Raw genomic sequence first — 16,704 nt, forward strand, 5'->3', positions numbered from 1 at the left:
GCTGGCCGGCCTCGTGTGCGAGGCCTGCCTCCGGGCGCCGGCTCAGACGAGCTGAGCAGTATGTCGACGGTCCGGCGAAGAGCTACTCCCCTTCTGCACCGCCCATCGTACGCGACCGCCGCGCGGACGAAAGTTCGGCCGTAAACCTTGTCGTGTCATGTACGCGACATTAGCTTCTTACCGAAAGCTCACCTCTCCGCAACACGGCGCGGCGAGCATTCCCCTGCTCGCACCCCAACACCCCCGCCCTCCAAGGGAGTTCGCATGCCGAAGTTCTACGCGCGTCGACGGCTCAGCATACTCGCGGCTCTTACCGGGCTCATAGCCTCCGCCGGGCTCTTCAACAGTCCGACCGCCTCCGCTGCGCTGCCCACCCCGGTCAGCGCCGCCACCGCCCGCACCTACCTCGCCTCCCTCACCGTGGCGACCGAGAACCGCACCGGCTACGCCCGCGATCTCTTCCCGACCTGGATCACGATCTCCGGCACCTGCAACACCCGCGAGTACGTCATCAAGCGGGACGGCAGCAACGTCGTCACCAACTCCGCCTGCACCGCCACCAGCGGCTCCTGGTACTCGCAGTACGACGGGGTCACCACCACCGACCCGAGCACCTTCGACATCGACCACGTCGTGCCGCTCGCCGAGGCCTGGGACTCCGGCGCCTCGGCGTGGACCACCGCCCAGCGCCAGGCCTTCGCCAACGACGTCACCCGCCCGCAGCTGATCGCGGTCTCCGCCAGTTCCAACCGCTCCAAGGGCGACGACGACCCGGCCGAATGGGTGCCCACCCGCTCCGCCTACGTCTGCACCTACGTCCGCGCCTGGGTCCAGGTGAAGTACTACTACGACCTCTCCGTCGACTCCGCCGAGAAGTCCGCGCTGACCAGCTACCTCTCCGGCTGCTGATCCCGCGGATGTTGCGGCGGATTCTGTAGAGGAACCTCCCCGTCGACCCCCGTCGTTCCGTACCGTACGGGGCGACGGAGGAGGGTGCCGCGTGGCCGAACTGCGCCTGGGTCCACTGCTGAGGTATGCCGACGGCTCGTCCGCGACCGTCTGGGTGGAGGCGAGCCGTCCGTGCACCGCCGAGGTGCGCTGCGCGGACGGCGCCCGCGGCGCGGCCCGCACCTTCCAGGTCGCCGGCCATCACTACGCCCTCGTGCCGGTCACCGGCCTCACACCGGGCACCACCACGTCGTACGACGTCCTCCTCGACGGCACCCGCGTGTGGCCGCCGCCCGACGCGGCCGGCTCCCCGCGGAGGTTCCCGCCCTCCGTCATCCGCACCCCGCACGAGGGCGACGGTGTCCGCGTCGCCTTCGGCTCCTGCCGCTGGGCCGCCCCGCCGCCGGACGAGCACGATCCGGTGGGACCCGACGCCCTGGACGCCCTCGCCGCGCGCATCGCGGCCGACCCGGACGGCGAACGGCCGGACGTGCTGCTGCTGTTGGGCGACCAGGTGTACGCCGACGAGACCTCCGAAGCGACCCGCCGCTGGCTGGCCGCCCGCCGCGACCTGGGCGACCCGCCGGGCAACGAGGTCGCGGACTACGAGGAGTACACCCGCCTCTACCACGAGTCCTGGCTCGACCCCGAGGTGCGCTGGCTGCTGTCCACCGTGCCCAGCTGCATGATCTTCGACGACCACGACGTCATCGACGACTGGAACACCTCCGCCGCCTGGCTGGAGGACATGCGGGCCACCCCCTGGTGGCGGGAGCGGCTGCTGAGCGGCCTGATGTCGTACTGGGTGCACCAGCATCTGGGGAACCTCTCCCCGGCCGAGCTGGCGGCCGACCCACTGTATGCGGCCGTACGCGAACTGCCCGACGGCACGGACGAGTTGCGCGCCTTCGCCTGCAAGGCCGACGCCGACCCGAGCGCCGTGCGCTGGAGCTACCGGCGCGACTTCGGCCGCGTACGCCTACTGATGGTGGACACCCGGGCGGCCCGCGTCCTGGACGAGGACGACCGGGCGATGCTCGACCCCGGGGAGAGCGAGTGGCTGCGCGAGCAGGCCCTGACGGACCGCGGGTCGTACGACCACCTCCTGATCGGCACCTCCCTGCCCTGGCTGCTGCCGCATCTGGTGCACGACGCCGAGGCGTGGAACGCGGCGCTGTGCCGGGGCGAGCGCGGGGCGCGCTGGGCGCGGTTCGGGGAGGATCTGCGGCGGCGGGCGGACCTGGAGCACTGGGCGGCCTTTCCGGCCTCCTTCGCCGCGCTGACCGGGCTGATCGCCCAGGCCGGTTCGGGGGCGGAGGCGCCGGCGACGGTGCTCGTCCTGTCGGGGGACGTGCACCACGCGTATGTGGCCGAGCCGGTCTGGCCCTCCGCCGCTCCGGACGCCCGCGTCCTGCAGCTGACCTGCTCACCCGTCCACAACTCCGTCCCGCTGTCGATCCGGATCGGCTTCCGCTTCGGCTGGAGTGCGGCGGCCCGCGCCCTCGGCAGACGGTTCGCCCGGCACGGGCGGTGCGAACGGCCGCCGGTCGGCTGGCGCAAGAAGGGCGGGCCCTGGTTCGGCAACCAGCTGATGACGCTGACGCTGAACGGCCGTTCGGCGCGGCTGCGGCTGGAGCAGGCACAGCCGAACCGGGTGCTGAAGACCGTGGAGGAGTCCGTTCTCACGCCCACATGAAGCAGCACATGAGGGACATATGAGCGGCAAGCGGGGTGTCTGAGACTCGCGTTGGCTTCCGTGGCGCGCGACGGCAATGATGAGGCGGACCGTCCGCTTCCGTTCCGGCGGCTCTGCTGCCACGCGCCCCCCACGCCCGGAGTCACCCCCTTGTCTGCAACGCTCCCGGAACATCCGACCGTCTCCCTTGCCGTGGTCGGCGCCGGACCGCGCGGCACCAGCGTCCTGGAACGCCTCTGCGCCTCCGTGCCGGAACTCCTCCCGCGGGACGTACGACTGACCGTCCACGTCGTCGATCCCGCACCGCCCGGCCCCGGCAGCGTGTGGCGCACCACCCAGTCCCCCGAGCTGCTGATGAACACCGTGGCCTGCCAGGTGACCCTGTTCACCGACGACAGCGTGGACTGCTCGGGACCGGTCCGGCCGGGCCCCAGCCTGTACGAGTGGGCGGACGGCGAGCTGGGCGCGGACGAGTACCCGACCCGCGCCCGCTACGGCCGCTATCTGGGGTGGGTGTTCGCGAAGGTGGTGCGCGAGGCGCCGCCCGCCGTGCGCGTCGAGACGCACCGGGCGCTAGCCGTACGGCTGGACGACGCACCCGACGGCCACCAGACCCTCACCCTCGACGACGGCCGCACCCTGACCGGCCTGTCCGCCGTCGTCCTCGCCCAGGGCCACCTCCCGGCCGCCGCGGACGCGGAGCAGCGCCGCCTTGCCGACTACGCCGACCGCCGCGGCCTGCTCCACCACCCGCCCGCCAACCCGGCCGACGTCGACCTCTCCCCCATAGCCCCAGGCGAACCGGTGCTGCTGCGCGGCCTGGGCCTCAACTTCTTCGACCACACGGCCCTGTTGACCACGGGCCGCGGCGGCCGGTTCGTCCCCGGCCGCCGCGGTCTGCGCTACCTCCCCTCCGGCCGCGAACCGCGCCTGTACGCCGGCTCCCGGCGCGGCATCCCGTACCAGGCCCGCGGCGACAACGCCAAGGGGCCGTACGGCAGACATACCCCGCTGGTCCTCACCCCGGAGGTGATCGCGGGCTTCCGCAAGCGCGCGGACTCCGGTGAGGCGCCCGACTTCCTCGCCGAGATATGGCCGCTGGTGGCGAAGGAGGTGGAGACGGTCTACTACGCGGCGCTCACCGGCCGGGCGGACTTCGCGGACCGCTTCCTCCCCGTGCCCCACCGCGATCCCCAAGAGGCGTACGTACTCGACGAGTTCGGGGTACCGGCGGCCGACCGCTGGAACTGGGACCGGATCTCCCGGCCGTACACGGAAGGACAGTTCGCGCATCCGCGGGAGTGGCGGGCGTGGCTGCTGGCATATCTGCGCGAGGACGCGGCGCAGGCCACCCTCGGCAATGTGGACGGCCCGCTCAAGGCGGCCCTTGACGTGCTGCGCGACCTGCGCAACGAACTGCGGCTGATCGTCGACCACGGCGGTCTGACCGGTGCCTCCCGCCGCGAGCACCTGGACCGCTGGTACACCCCGCTCAACGCCTTCCTGTCCATCGGCCCGCCCCGGCGGCGCATCGAGGAACTGGCCGCGCTGGTGGAGGCGGGGGTGGTGGAGGTGCTCGGGCCACGCCTCGAAGTGCGGCCCGAGCAGGGGGCGTGGGTGGCACGCTCTCCCGAGGTGCCGGGGTCGGCGGTGCGGGTGACGACCCTCATAGAGGCCCGCCTACCGGAACCGGATCTGCGACGCACCGCCGACGAACTCCTCGCCCGGCTGCTGAGGACGGGACAGTGCAGACCGCATTCCGTCGACGGTTACGAGACCGGCGGGCTGGACGTGACGGAGCGGCCGTATCGCCTGATGGACAGTCAAGGGCGGCCGCATCCAAGGCGGTTCGCGTTCGGGGTGCCCACGGAAGGCGTGCACTGGGTGACGGCGGCCGGGGCCCGGCCGGGAGTGGATTCGGTCACGCTTTCGGACGCGGACGCGGTGGCCAGGGCGCTGCTACGTGCGGCTACGGGCGAAACGGAGCCGGAAACGGAACCGGACCGATGGCCGAATGTTGAACTTGCAAGCATCGATCGGGCAGACCTACGGTGAATTACTCGCTCGGCTCGTCCCCAGACCGGCCCGCCCCGGACCGGCCCGACCGAAGGAGTACCCCCCACATGACCGCTCGCCTCAACAGCGCCCAGCCGTACGCCCTCGGACTGTTCCGCATCGTCGTCGGCCTGCTCTTCGCCTGCCACGGCGCCGCCTCGCTCTTCGGCGTCCTCGGCGGCGCGGCCGGCACCAACGGCGGCACCGTCCAGACCGGCGCCTGGCCCTTCTGGTACGCGGCCGTCATCCAGCTGGTCGGCGGCATCCTCGTGCTGCTCGGGCTCGCCACCCGCGCAGCCGCCTTCATAGCCTCGGGCGCGATGGCGTACGCCTACTTCAAGGTGCACCAGCCGAACGCCCTGTGGCCGATGGAGAACGGCGGCGAGGCCGCCGCGATGTTCAGCTGGGCCTTTCTGCTGCTGGTCTTCACCGGCTCCGGCGCCTTCGGCCTGGACCGGCTGCTCGCCAAGCGCGCCACGGCGCAGGACAGGACCGCGGCGGAGCAGACGCCGGTCGCTGCCTGATCCCGTGCGCTGATCCAGGGCCTTCCCCTGCCGGTGGGGGAAGGCCCTGTGCGTGCAAAGACCTGTGCGCGCAAAGACCTGTGCGTGCAAAGACCTGTGCGTTCAGGGCGGGCCTCGACCGGTGAACGTCCTGTGTCGATCCCAAGCGCCCCCCATGAAACTCCCGTCACAGCCCCGGCGTACGCTGTATGGCTGTCATGGCCGCCCTTGCCGCTCCCTCGCGACGTTCGCGGCACGGTTCGGTCCACGGGGGAGTCAACGGGGAGTACGCGGTGCTGGAGAGTGTGGAGCTGCTGACCGGCAGCCCATGGATCTACGCCATGGTGGCGCTGTCGGTCCTGCTCGACGTGTTCGTGCCCGTCCTGCCGAGCGGGGTGCTGGTGATCACGGCCGCCACCGCGGCGGCCGCGGGCTCGGCGAGCGGCCAGGTACCGCACGCGGTCCCCGACATCCTGGGCCTGACCCTCTGCGCCGCCGTCGCCTCCGTCCTCGGCGACCTGGTGGCCTACCGACTGGCCTGGCGCGGCGGCGAACGCCTCGACCGCGCCATCGCCCGCTCCCGTCGGCTGACCACCGCGCAGGAACGTCTCGGCGCAGCCCTGGCCCGCGGCGGCGGCGCCCTGGTCATCCTCGCCCGTTTCGCCCCGGCCGGCCGCTCGGTCGTCTCCCTCGGCGCAGGCGCCGCCCACCGCCGCGCCCGCGACTTCCTCCCCTGGTCCGCCCTCGCCGGCCTGACCTGGGCGACCTACAGCGTGGCGCTCGGCTACTACGGCGGCCAGTGGCTGGGCACCACCTGGGTCGCCACCGCGGTCTCGGTACTGGCACTGTTCGGGGCGGGGGCGGGGGCGGCGTACGTGATGCGCCGCCCGGCGAAGGCGTCGTAGCCCCTGGGACTGACGCCGGGCGGACGAAATGCACGCCGGGTCGGGTAGCGCCCTGAAGGGGCGCGGGGCTGTGTCGGTTTGCGGCTCCGCCGCGCGGGCGCGACCAGCCACGACGAACCCGCAGACGCCAACGGCATCGCACCCCCGCGGCGGAGCCGCAGCCGCCAAAGCTAGGCAGAAGCCTTCTGCCCCCGCACCTCAAGCCCGTCCAACAGCTCGGCCGTAGCAGCGGCGATCGCCTCGACGGCCTGGTCGAAAACCTCCCGGTTGTGCGCGGCCGGCGCCCGAAAGCCGGACACCTTCCGCACGAACTGCAGGGCCGCAGCCCTGATCTCTTCCTCCGTCGCCTCTTCGGGCAACACAGGCGGGCGAAGTGTCTTGATGCTCCGGCACATGAGACCAGTCTCGCCCAACTCCGGGGCTCCTGCGATGATCCTTCGCGAGGCGGCCACCACCACGGGGCCGACCGACGGAAGGACAAAAGAATCATGGCGAACAAGGCACTCACGGTGGCCGTCCTCGGTCCCGGCGGCATCGGCGGCCTGCTCGCCGGGCTGCTCTCCCGCACCGGCCACCGCGTGATCTGCCTGGCCGGCGAGACCACCGCCGCCACGCTGCGCACGGACGGGATCCGCGTCCGCAGCGGCCTGTTCGGCGACTTCACGGCCCGCGTGGACGCGGACACCGCCCTGCGCGAACCGGTCGACGCCTGCCTGGTCGCCGTCAAGCACACCTCCCTGGACGCCGCCCTCGACCGCGTCCCGCCCACGGCCCTCGGCGACGCCCTCCTCGTACCGTTCCTGAACGGCGTCGAACACCCGGCAATCCTGCGCGCCCGCTACCGCCCCGACCTGATCGCCCCGGCGGTCATCCGCGTCGAGTCGACCCGGGTCGCGGCGGGAGTGATCGAGCACGGCAGCCCCTTCGCCGAGATCGACCTGACCGGCGAGGGAGTGGACCGCGACCGACTGGACTCCCTGGCCCAGACCCTCGACACCGCCGGTCCGGCCACCCGCGTGCTCGACGACGAGACGGCCGCCCTGTGGGCGAAGATGTCGTTCCTGGCGCCGTTCGCCCTCCTCACCACCCGGTACGGCCTCCCGCTCGGCGACGTCCGCACCCGGCACCGCGACGAGCTGACGGCCCTGGTGGCGGAGACGGCCGCGGTCAGCCGCGCCAGCGGAGGCCCCGCGGACCCGGCCCAGGCGCTGGCCCGCTACGACGCCTTCCCGCCCCGGACCAAGTCCTCGATGCAGCGCGACGCCGAAGCGGGCCGCCCGCTCGAACTGGACGCGATCGGCGGGGCGCTGCTGCGCGCGGCCGAGCGGCACGGGGTGAGTGTGCCGGTGACGGCGCGGGTGGTACGGGAGTTGGCAGACACCGTCCACTGACGCCGGGGCAGCAGGGTCGGAGCGGGTCCCGTCATACGGGCTGCCGTATGGACTCCAGGTCCACCCGCCAGTCGTTGGACCTGATCGGATGCCCCTTCGGGTACTCGATGTCGACGGGCCCGAGCAGGGTGAACCCGGCCCGTCGGCAGACGGAGTTCGACGGGCCGTTGTCCTCCTTCGGGAAGGCGTGCAGATACCGGTGCTCCCCGGCGTCCCGTGCGGCCGGCCTCGGCAACGGCCCGCGCCGCCCGTACGGCCAGTCCCCGACCCTGGAACTCGGGCAGCACCCCCCAGCCCGCCTCCCACACCGTGCCGCCCCGCCACTCCCGGGGCCAGAACCCGACCGAGCCCACGCTCTCCCCACTGCCCGCCAGCACGACCCGGTACATCTGCCCGGCACCCGGCTCCAGATACCGCCGATGCCGGCCGGCAAGCCTCTCCTCGCTCTCGGGTCCGCCCAAGTGCTCCGTCATCTCAGGGCTGTTGGTCCGCTGCAGCAGCCAGAAGTCACCCTCGCCCCAGGGTTCCAGCCGCACCTTCTCCACGCCCACGAAGTCCATGCCGCCCACCATAGGAGCCGGGTCTGACAACGCCCCGGCTCCACATGAACCCCGGGAAGGAACTCGCATCCCAAATTCGAACAGGCGTAGCATTGGTCCGTGGCAACGACCTACGACTTTCCGAGTGACCTCCTCGCCGGTCAGGAGGAGCTGCATCAGGTCCGTTCGGAGCTGTCGGCCCTGCTCAAGCGGCTGCCCTGGTCGGTCGAGCCCCTGGACGGCTTCAGCGACACGGGCGGCTGGCGCAAGGTGGAACGCCCCGCCTCCCCCGGCTGGACGGCCGACGAACAGGCGGAGGTGGAGAAGCTCCGCCGACGCGAACACGAACTCGCGGTCTTCGTCAGCACCCACCGCTTCTGGTCGGAGATCGAAACCGAACAACGGGTGGACGCCCGCACCAAGCTGAAGCACGCCCACGAGGCAGGAACGACATGACACAAGAAGACCCCGGCCGTGATCGGCCGGGGTCTTCTTCCCGTGTGGGCGCGGACGGTTTCGAACCGCCGACATCCTGCTTGTAAGGCAGGCGCTCTACCCCTGAGCTACGCACCCGAGACGAGTCGACAGCCTACCTTGCCCGAGGCAGTGCCCTGCAAACCCGTATCGCGCCGCCGACCCGTACGGGGGCTACCCCCACCCCGGATCCGGGAGCCCCCCGGATCCCGCCGCCGTCCCCCGCTCCGTACGGTCGAAGCACTTGAGCATCCGTCCAGGGGGAGATCGTCATGGCCCGCGTCCGTGTCCGTCCCGTTGTCGTCCGTGCCGGTCTAGCTGCCGGGGCCGTAGGGGTTCTTGTCGGCGGTGTCACCGCCTGCGGGGCTTCCGCGGGGGACGACAAGGAGCCTGATCATCGGGCGTTCGCGCTGGTGGGGCGGACCCTCACCGTGGATTCCGACGACTCGGCGCTGGAGATCGTCGCCGCGGACCAGAATCCGGCGGGGAAGGTCGAGGTCACCCGGTGGTTCCAGGGGTCCGTCGCTCTCGGGAAGGGCCCGAAGGTGAGCTGGGCGATGGAGGGCGACACGCTGACGCTGCGGATGAAGTGCTCCGGTGTGGTCGCCGACTGTTCGGCCAGGCATCGGATCGAGGTGCCGCGCGGGGTCACCGTGAAGGTGGAGGACGGGGACGGGAGCGTGCGGGCTCGGGGGTTCGAGGATGCGTTGAGTATTCGTACGGGGGACGGGTCCGTGCATGTCACGGACTCCAGCGGGCCGCTGGAGGTGCGCACCGGGGACGGGTCCGTGCATGCCGATGTCTCCTCGCGGCGGGTGCGTGCCGAGACGGGCGACGGTTCCGTGGACCTCGAACTGGGTGCGGTGCCGGACCTGGTGGACTCCCGCAGTCATGACGGTTCGGTCACCGTCGCGCTGCCGAAGGCCACGTACCGGGTGACGACGCAGACGGGCGACGGCTCGGTGGATGTGTCCGTGCCGCGGTCCGACTCCAGCTCGCACGTGGTGTCCGCGCGCAGCGGTGACGGCAAAGTCACGGTGAAGACCGCGAACTAACCGGCCCGTGTGTTCGTCCTTAACCGGTGGGAGAATGAACCGAGGCACCGGCCTGGACGGATGACAGCACGGGAGAGGGATGTGACGGCGACACCTTCGCAGCCGTACTCGCCGTCGATGCCGGGTGCACACCGTCAGGCGACGAGGGATGTCCTCACCCTCCTCGCCCTGCCCCTGGTCGCCGCGCTGGCGCTGCCCGCCGCGTTCGCCGGCGGGGGCACCCGGCGCTGGTTCGGGGGGCGGGCCGAGAGTCAGCGGGCGGAGGCGCAGGCCGCGAAGGACGCCGCGGCGGCCGCGTTCTACGAGCTGGACACCGCCCAGCGTGAGCTGCGGATCTCGATCGAGACGATCAGGGCCGTGGACGACACTCCGGCCGCCCGGCGGGCGGTGTCGGACTTCGAGGCGCTGGGGCGGCGGATCGACGAGGCCAGTCATCGCTATATCGAGGCCGTCGACGCGCATGATCTCGACCGGGACGATCTGGAGGCCTCGGTCGCGGCACATGCGCGTACCGAGCTGACCAGGGCCAAGGACGAGCTGGCGAACGTCAAGCGGGAGCTGGATCGTTTCGGTGACAGTCTCGGGCCGCTGCTCGGCAAGGCGGAGACGCAGCTGGCCCGGCTTGCTCCGGCGGTGGAGCGGGCGCGGCAGGGGCTGCTCGCCGCTTCGAACGCGTTGGATGCCGTACGGGAGACGAAGCTCAGGGCGGACGATCTCGCGGCCCGGCTTGCCGCCCTCGGCCCCGAGCTGACGAAGCTCAACCAGGGTGCCGGGCAGCACGGGGTGCCGCAGACGCTGGAGCGGGCCGAGCGGGTGGCGCGGGAGGCCGAGGCGATCCGGGTGGAGGCCGAGCGGCTGCCGCAGAAGGCGGCCGAGATCGACCACCGGCTGGTCTCGCTGCGGACGCGCGCGCAGGCGCTCACCACGCGTGCCGGGCAGGTCGATCCGGTGCTGAGCGAGCTGCGGCGGCGGTTCGTGGCGGATTGCTGGCAGGACCTGCAGCATGTGCCGGAGCAGGCCGCGGAGAACGTGCGCCAGGCGGAGCTGAAGCTGAAGGAGGCGCAGGCCGCGCGGGACGCCCAGCGCTGGCCGGACGCGACCTCGTTGCTGTCGACGGTGCGGGCGCTGCTGAACACGACGGACGAGTCCGTGTCGGCGGCGCGGGACCGGCTGCAGCGGCTGAACGCCGTGCAGAAGGACCCGCAGCAGGAGATCGACCGGACGCGGTTCGCAATCCGGGACGCCCAACGGCTGGCGATGACGGGCCGGTCGACGCCGGATCCGCGGCACGCGCGCCCGCTGGACGACTCGGTGGCCCGGCTGGAGCGCGCGATCGCCGGCCTGGAGGGCCGCCACCCGGACTACTGGCGCTTCCTGACGGAGACGGAGGCGGTACGCGAGACGGTGGCGCGGGTCGTCTCGCAGATCCGGGAGGAGCGCGGCGGCGTCCACTGAGCCGCCGCCCCCTTGGATCTGCCTGCCGGCTGCGGTAGGCGTAGGACGCCGAGTGCCGTCAGTTGCACGCCGCCGGTCGCTGGTTACCGCACGACCGTCGACCAGGCGGGCGACTGTGCGGGGGCCAGGCCGCGCAGTCGTGCCAGGGTCTGTGGCTTCTGCACGTCCAGCCAGTCGGCCAGTTCCTTGAAGGACACGCATGTGACGTCCTTCTTGGTGCAGACGTTCTTGATGATCCGGTCGACGGCTTTCATGTAGATGCCGCCGTTCCAGTCCTCGAAGTGGTTGCCGATGAACAGCGGGGCACGGCTGCCGTGGTAGACGCGGTTGAAGCCGTTCATGTAGGAGGCGACGGTCTGCTTCTCCCACTGGGGGTAGTCGGCGGGGTTGCCGTGGGTCGCGCCGTCGGACTGGTTGGAGAGGAAGTTGAAGTCCATCGAGAGGCCCTGGTAGTCGGTGCCTGCGTACGGGAGCAGTTGCAGGGGGAAGTCCCAGACGCCGTTCTTCTTGGTGGGCCAGATCTGGAAGTCGCCGGTGGAGGAGGCGTCGTAGCGCCAGCCGTAGCTCTTGATGGCCTTGAGCAGGTTCTCCTGGCCCTCGAGGCAGGGGGCGCGGCCGCCGGTGACCTCCTGCTCGAAGTCGAAAGGCAGGGCGGGGACGTCGGCGAAGCCGGTGTTGGTCTTCCACTTCTCGGTGAAGGCGTAGAACTGGTCGATCTCGCTCTTCCACTCGTCGACGCTCCAGTCGCCACCGCCGTTCTTGCCGCAGAAGTGGCCGTTGAAGTGGGTGCCGATCTCGTTGCCGTCCTGGTAGGCGAGGCGCAGCTGTTCCAGGGTGGTGCGGATGTGGTCGTCGGTGGCGTAGGCGATGGCGGCGGAGCCTGCCGGGTGCTGGGGCGGGTGGTAGAGCTTCGCCTTGTTCTTGGGCAGCAGGTAGATGCCGGTGAGGAAGAAGGTCATGTGGGCGTCGTACTTCTTCGCCAGTTCCCGGTAGTGGGAGAAGAGGTGGTCGCTGCCCTCCTGTGCGCCGTCCCAGGAGAAGACGACGAACTGGGGTGGTTTCTGGCCCGGCTTGAGGGGTTCGGCCTTCAGCTCGCCGGGCTGCGGGCCGGTGTCGGAGGTCGATCCGTCGCCGAGGATCTTGGTCTTTCCGTCCCAGGCGGGTAACGGGGTGGCTCTCGGGGCGGCGGCCTTGGGGCTCTTGTCGGTCTCGGCGGCGGGCTGGGTGTGGTCCTGGCGGGTCAGTATCAGGGAGGCGGCGACCAGCGAGGCCACCATCAGGAAGGGTGCCAGGGTCGTGAACCCCAACCGGGGGGTGCGGGGGTCGGGTCCTCCTCGGCGTCGGCCGGTGGGCGGTTTCATGCCGGGCATGCGGCGTTCCTGGGGCATGCGGTGCTCATTCTGCGAGGGGGGTGGGGGGTGTGGTGCGGGTGCCGGCGGTCAGTCGAGGCCCATGGCGCCCGACCACACGGCGTACGGCACGCTGTCGGCGGGCGTTCCTGCGATTTCCTTCAGCGGCAGCGGGGCCAGGGAGCCGGCCAGGTCCATGCGGTGGACGACGACCGCCTCGGCGCCGGTCGCGCGGCACTGCTGGGTGATGGTTGAGCCGCCTCCGCCGCGAGCACGGCCCGGCGCACGTCCTCGGGTATGTCCTTCAGCGGCATCGCCTGCCGCCGCACCCAGCCGGTACGGGCCATGGGGGTGCCGTCGGACCAGAAGCAGACGGAAACCACTTCCGTGCCGCTCGTCGACGGCGGTGGCCGGCAGGCCGGCCGCGTCGTTGTGCTGTCCCGGTCACGCCCGGGAAACTACCAACGATCTTTGCGAGTTCTCCACATAAGAATCCAACAGGAACGATCACATACCGAGCAGTGGATAACATGATGGACGCGTGACTTGGATCACACTCGCCGCGTCGCGACGCCGCTAACCTGGTCTCATGCCTCGCTATGAGTACCGCTGCCGGAGTTGCGGCGACACGTTCGAACTGAGCCGGCCGATGGCTCAGTCCTCCGACCCTGCGGTGTGCCCTGCCGGGCATGGGGACACGGTGAAGCTGTTGTCCACGGTGGCGGTGGGTGGGACTGCGTCCGCCCCCGCGGCGGCTCCGCGAGGCGGGGGCGGCGGGGGCGGTTGCTGTGGTGGAGGGTGCTGCGGCTAGCCGTACACGGCGCGTTGCTGACCGCGGGTTTGTTTGTGGCTGCTCGCGCCATGCGGCGGTGACCGCATGTCAGACACAGCCCCGCGCCCCTTTACGGCGTTGCTGTGTGCGTTGCCTTCAGGAACTCCCGTAGGATCCGCTCCCCTGCCAGGACCCCCCGCTCCGGCAGCGCGCTGACCAGCGGGGCCGTCCACTCCGCGTCGGCCAGTTCGCCGTGCCCGGGGCGCCAGCCGCGGTCCGCGGCCAGCAGCAGGTCGGCGTCGAGGAGGGAGTCGCCCGCGGCCAGGGTGAGGGACGCGCCCGTGCGGCGGGCGACCTCGTGCATGGCCGCGCTCTTGGTGAGCGGCTTCGGGACGGCGTAGATCTTGCGGCCCTGCAGTGACACCGTCCAGCCGCGGTTCTCCGCCCACACCGCGAGTTCCTTGACCCACTCCTCGGGCAGCAGTTCGCGTTCGACGACGAGATAGGCGAAGAGGTCCTCGGCCACCCGGTGCTTGCGCACCCACGCCGGGTCCGCGGTGGCCAGCAGCTGTTCCCGCACCTCGTCCAGCGGTGCGCACTGCTCCGAGAGCCGCTGCGTCACCTGGGCATGCCAGTCGAGGTCGGAGACGCCGTCCACCATCAGATGGCCGCCGTTGGCGCAGATCGCGTACTTCGGCGCCGGGCCCGGCAGGTTGATGCGCTGGTACTGCTTGCGGGTCCGGGTCGTCGTCGGTACGAAGACCGCCGCGTCGCCCAGGTCGGTCAGCAGGCCGGCCGCGGTCTCCGTCATGAACGACAACGGCTTGCTCTCGTGCACCTCGACGCAGAGCAGCCGGGGCGCCCGCGCGTCCGGCATGGTCAGCGCGAGGGCCGCGGAGGAGTAGATGAGCGTACGGTCGAGGTCGCTCGCCACCAGCACCGGCATCAGACGTTCACCGCCTTGCCGTCGGCGCCCGTGGCGCCCCGCGTGTACTTGGGGTGGATCAACCCCACGCAGGTGTACGGCAGTTCGGCCACCTCTTCCACCGGCACGCCTCTCTGCTCGGCCAGCAGCCGTACATGGTCCAGGTCGGCGCCCGCCCCGGCCCGCGCCAGGATCTTCCACGGCACCCGGCGCAGCAGCACGCGGGTGGTCTCGCCGACGCCGGGCTTGACGAGGTTCACGTCGTGGATGCCGTACTCCTCGCTGATCCGCTCGACGGCGGCCCAGCCCTCCCAGGTCGGCTCGCGGTCGCCGGACAGCAGCTCCTTGACCTGCGTGGCGACGGCGTCCGCAACCTCCGGGAAGCGGGCGGCTACGGCGTCCAGAAAGTCCACCGAGACATCGGCGCCGGCGAGTTCGCGGTAGAACTTGGCGCCGTGGAAGTCGTGCGGGCCGACCAGGTCCGCGCGTAGCACGGTCCGCGAGATCAGGCCCGAGACGGTCGAGTTGAGGCAGGCCGAGGGTATGAGGAAGTCCTCCCTCGTGCCGTACGTCCGTACGCAGGAGCCCGGGTCGGCCAGCACCGCGATCTCCGGGTCGAAGCCGGTGATGCCGTCGGACGCCTCGAACTCCTTGATGGCGTCGGCGAGTTCGCGGGTGATGGCGCCCTTGCCGGTCCAGCCGTCGACGAAGACGACGTCGGAGGGGTCGTGGTGGGCGGCCAGCCAGCGCAGCGCGTTGGCGTCGATACCGCGGCCGCGCACGATCGAGACGGCGTAGTGCGGCAGGTCGAGGCCGTGCCGGAACTGCGCCCAGCGCCGCATCAGCACCCCGACGGGCGTACCGGCGCGGGCCAGCGAGACGAGCACCGGGCGGGGCGACCGCTCGGCGAGCACGATCTCCGTCACCGCGCCGACCGCCAGGGCGAGACGCGCGGCGGACTCCTCGAGCGCGGCGTGGAACAGCTCCTGGTACTGCTCGCTCGGCTGGTACTCCACCGGCAGCGACTCCGCGTAGTGCGCTCCGCCGCTCTGGATGGCCTCCTCGCGCTCCTCGGTCGGCGCCTCCAGCGTCACGTCCGAGAGGTCCTGCAGCAGCCAGCCGACCTCCTCGGGCGGATACGAGGAGAAGGCGGGGCCGCGGAGGGGCTCGGGCAGCATGGCGGGCCTTTCGGGAACGTACAGGGGCTCTGGCACATAGGAGGGGACGACCGCCAGCAGGACGTGCGGGGTGTGGGCGGCCAGCTGGGCCAACAGGCCCTCCGGCGCGTGCAGTTGGGGGGTGTCGGCGGCCGAGTCGACGACGGCGACCACCGCGTCGAAGCCGGCGCCGGCGACGTTGTAGGCGTAGCGCTCGCCGGGGCCGTCGGCGGGGTCGTCGTGGGCGGGGAAGACCATGCGGCTGCGTATCGCGTAACCGGGGTCGTCGACCGCGAGGACGGGTGAGCGGGTGGTCGTGGAGTACCGCACCTCGGCGTCGGCGACCTGCTCCAGCTCGCGGGCGAGGCGCAGCGGGGCGTACATCAGCTCCTCGAACCCGAGCACGAGGACGCGGCGCGCGTCGGCGGGGAGCGCCTCTGCGAGGCGGGCGGCCATCGCGGGCAGCGCGTTTTCGAGGCGGGCGCGGTGGCTCGGCGTGAAGCCGTGACGGCCGCCGTCGGGCAGGCCCGGGGGCCAGAACAGCTCTACCCGGGTGGCTATGGGGTGGTTGCGGATGCCTTCGGAGTGCAGGCCGGTGGGGGCTGGTCGCGCAGTTCCCCGCGTCCCTGGGGGGTTGCGGCTGAACTCGGCTTCGACAGCACCGCCCTCAAGGGGCGCGGGGAACTGCGCGACCGGCCACGATGCACCGTCAGACGACAGAGCACCCTGCGCGGCACTCTCTGCCTCGTACCGCGCCACCAAAGCCTGCCCCCTCTCCAGCACCCCGGAGGGCAACCGCACCGTCCCGGAAGCGGCCGCCACGAGGTCGACCCTCGCACCGATCTCCCGCGCAAAGCCCTCCAGCCGCCCCAGATCCGCCGCCGACCGCATGTCGACCAGGGCAACCACCACGTACCGCCGCCGCGGATACCGCCCGTGCAGGTCCCGGATGGTGTTCAGGACCGTGTTGCCCGTCGAGAACTCGTCGTCGACCAGTACCAACGGCCCGTCCCCCACCAGCAGCGCCGGATCCTCCGGCAGCAACAGATGGGAGGTGGCATGCGAGTGCGACTCCTCGAAGCCGCCCGCCGGGGCCACCGAGGCGACCGGACGCCGCGTGGAGTGCAGATACGGGGCGAGCCCGACGCCGTCGGCGACCGAGTGGCCAAGGCCCGTCGCCGTCTCCGCGTACCCGAGGACGACCGCACGGGCGGCCTCCTCCGCGCCCAGCAGCTCCCGCACCCGGCGGCCGAGCGCGAACCCGTATCCGTACACCACGGACGGCGACTGCGGCACATGCTTGCCGAGCACGTTGGAGACCAGCAGATGCGCCCGCTTGGGATTGCGCCGCAGGGCCAGCCCCAACAGGTCGGTCAGCTTGTCGTCGCCCACGAGTTCGACACCGAGCCGCTCGGCGACCCATGTGCCGGACCAGACCGGGTTGTTCACTGCGTTGATCACTGGCTCCTGAATACCTAGA

General features: G+C 71.4%; 14 protein-coding genes, 1 tRNA gene and 1 pseudogene. 10 read left to right on the forward strand and 6 right to left on the reverse strand.

Features of this window, described 5'->3' with window-relative positions:
- Positions 1–264: 264 nt before the first annotated feature.
- From ACFY1E_RS01405 to ACFY1E_RS01425, 5 genes are all read left to right on the forward strand, one after another.
- Positions 265–909 carry an HNH endonuclease family protein gene (locus ACFY1E_RS01405; RefSeq protein WP_389070029.1) on the forward strand — a complete coding sequence of 215 codons (645 nt, stop codon included), beginning with the start codon at positions 265–267 and terminating at the stop codon, positions 907–909.
- A gap of 91 nt (positions 910–1,000) precedes the next feature.
- Positions 1,001–2,644 carry an alkaline phosphatase D family protein gene (locus ACFY1E_RS01410; RefSeq protein ID WP_389070031.1) on the forward strand — a complete coding sequence of 548 codons (1,644 nt, stop codon included), beginning with the start codon at positions 1,001–1,003 and terminating at the stop codon, positions 2,642–2,644.
- 150 nt (positions 2,645–2,794) lie between these two features.
- Entirely contained in the window at positions 2,795–4,699 is a 1,905-nt protein-coding gene (locus ACFY1E_RS01415; protein WP_389070033.1) for an FAD/NAD(P)-binding protein, read from the forward strand.
- 68 nt (positions 4,700–4,767) lie between these two features.
- Complete coding sequence (locus ACFY1E_RS01420) at positions 4,768–5,223, forward strand: DoxX family protein (RefSeq protein WP_389070036.1); 456 nt, start codon at positions 4,768–4,770, stop codon at positions 5,221–5,223.
- Between the two features lie 272 nt (positions 5,224–5,495).
- Positions 5,496–6,107, forward strand: coding sequence for a DedA family protein (locus tag ACFY1E_RS01425; protein ID WP_389070039.1), 612 nt, complete (start codon positions 5,496–5,498; stop codon positions 6,105–6,107).
- Between the two features lie 170 nt (positions 6,108–6,277).
- Here ACFY1E_RS01425 and ACFY1E_RS01430 read toward each other — a convergent pair whose 3' ends face one another.
- A complete protein-coding gene (locus ACFY1E_RS01430; protein WP_389070041.1) occupies positions 6,278–6,502 on the reverse strand; it encodes a DUF2277 domain-containing protein in 225 nt (74 codons plus the stop codon).
- A gap of 93 nt (positions 6,503–6,595) precedes the next feature.
- On the opposite strand from ACFY1E_RS01430, the gene ACFY1E_RS01435 reads away from it, so the two are divergent.
- Positions 6,596–7,498 (forward strand): ketopantoate reductase family protein, encoded by a 903-nt coding sequence (locus tag ACFY1E_RS01435; RefSeq protein WP_389070042.1) that lies wholly within the window; start codon positions 6,596–6,598, stop codon positions 7,496–7,498.
- Between the two features lie 31 nt (positions 7,499–7,529).
- On the opposite strand, the pseudogene ACFY1E_RS01440 reads toward ACFY1E_RS01435, so the two are convergent.
- A pseudogene (locus tag ACFY1E_RS01440) lies at positions 7,530–8,058 on the reverse strand (GNAT family N-acetyltransferase).
- A 99-nt stretch (positions 8,059–8,157) separates the two neighbouring features.
- On the opposite strand from ACFY1E_RS01440, the gene ACFY1E_RS01445 reads away from it, so the two are divergent.
- Positions 8,158–8,493 carry a hypothetical protein gene (locus ACFY1E_RS01445; RefSeq protein WP_389070044.1) on the forward strand — a complete coding sequence of 112 codons (336 nt, stop codon included), beginning with the start codon at positions 8,158–8,160 and terminating at the stop codon, positions 8,491–8,493.
- A 45-nt stretch (positions 8,494–8,538) separates the two neighbouring features.
- Here ACFY1E_RS01445 and ACFY1E_RS01450 read toward each other — a convergent pair.
- Positions 8,539–8,610: transfer RNA gene (locus tag ACFY1E_RS01450), tRNA-Val, on the reverse strand.
- Between the two features lie 173 nt (positions 8,611–8,783).
- On the opposite strand from ACFY1E_RS01450, the gene ACFY1E_RS01455 reads away from it, so the two are divergent.
- Positions 8,784–9,566 (forward strand): DUF4097 family beta strand repeat-containing protein, encoded by a 783-nt coding sequence (locus tag ACFY1E_RS01455; RefSeq protein WP_389070047.1) that lies wholly within the window; start codon positions 8,784–8,786, stop codon positions 9,564–9,566.
- A gap of 81 nt (positions 9,567–9,647) precedes the next feature.
- Positions 9,648–11,021 carry a hypothetical protein gene (locus ACFY1E_RS01460; protein WP_389070049.1) on the forward strand — a complete coding sequence of 458 codons (1,374 nt, stop codon included), beginning with the start codon at positions 9,648–9,650 and terminating at the stop codon, positions 11,019–11,021.
- An 83-nt stretch (positions 11,022–11,104) separates the two neighbouring features.
- On the opposite strand, the gene ACFY1E_RS01465 is transcribed toward ACFY1E_RS01460, so the two are convergent.
- Positions 11,105–12,382 carry a hypothetical protein gene (locus ACFY1E_RS01465; protein WP_389071570.1) on the reverse strand — a complete coding sequence of 426 codons (1,278 nt, stop codon included), beginning with the start codon at positions 12,380–12,382 and terminating at the stop codon, positions 11,105–11,107.
- Between the two features lie 577 nt (positions 12,383–12,959).
- Here ACFY1E_RS01465 and ACFY1E_RS01470 point away from each other — a divergent pair.
- Complete coding sequence (locus ACFY1E_RS01470) at positions 12,960–13,181, forward strand: zinc ribbon domain-containing protein (RefSeq protein WP_389070052.1); 222 nt, start codon at positions 12,960–12,962, stop codon at positions 13,179–13,181.
- 91 nt (positions 13,182–13,272) lie between these two features.
- Here ACFY1E_RS01470 and ACFY1E_RS01475 read toward each other — a convergent pair whose 3' ends face one another.
- Positions 13,273–14,088, reverse strand: a complete 816-nt coding sequence (locus ACFY1E_RS01475) for an HAD family hydrolase (RefSeq protein ID WP_389070053.1) — start codon at positions 14,086–14,088, stop codon at positions 13,273–13,275.
- Positions 14,088–16,685, reverse strand: coding sequence for a phosphoribosyltransferase (locus ACFY1E_RS01480; RefSeq protein WP_389070055.1), 2,598 nt, complete (start codon positions 16,683–16,685; stop codon positions 14,088–14,090). Before ACFY1E_RS01480 ends, ACFY1E_RS01475 begins: the two co-directional genes overlap by 1 nt.
- Between the last annotated feature and the right edge of the window lie 19 nt (positions 16,686–16,704).

The sequence above is a fragment of the Streptomyces sp. NPDC001604 genome (genome assembly GCF_042893475.1).
Taxonomy (GTDB): Bacteria; Actinomycetota; Actinomycetes; order Streptomycetales; family Streptomycetaceae; genus Streptomyces.

What these genes read in the sequence shown, in the direction of transcription:
- ACFY1E_RS01405 (WP_389070029.1), top strand. Translation starts at nt 265, where the DNA reads ATGCCGAAGTTCTACGCGCGTCGACGGCTCAGCATACTCGCGGCTCTT.
- ACFY1E_RS01420 (WP_389070036.1), top strand. Translation starts at nt 4,768, where the DNA reads ATGACCGCTCGCCTCAACAGCGCCCAGCCGTACGCCCTCGGACTGTTC.
- ACFY1E_RS01430 (WP_389070041.1), bottom strand. Translation starts at nt 6,502, where the DNA reads ATGTGCCGGAGCATCAAGACACTTCGCCCGCCTGTGTTGCCCGAAGAG.
- ACFY1E_RS01435 (WP_389070042.1), top strand. Translation starts at nt 6,596, where the DNA reads ATGGCGAACAAGGCACTCACGGTGGCCGTCCTCGGTCCCGGCGGCATC.
- ACFY1E_RS01455 (WP_389070047.1), top strand. Translation starts at nt 8,784, where the DNA reads ATGGCCCGCGTCCGTGTCCGTCCCGTTGTCGTCCGTGCCGGTCTAGCT.
- ACFY1E_RS01465 (WP_389071570.1), bottom strand. Translation starts at nt 12,382, where the DNA reads ATGAAACCGCCCACCGGCCGACGCCGAGGAGGACCCGACCCCCGCACC.
- ACFY1E_RS01470 (WP_389070052.1), top strand. Translation starts at nt 12,960, where the DNA reads ATGCCTCGCTATGAGTACCGCTGCCGGAGTTGCGGCGACACGTTCGAA.
- ACFY1E_RS01475 (WP_389070053.1), bottom strand. Translation starts at nt 14,088, where the DNA reads ATGCCGGTGCTGGTGGCGAGCGACCTCGACCGTACGCTCATCTACTCC.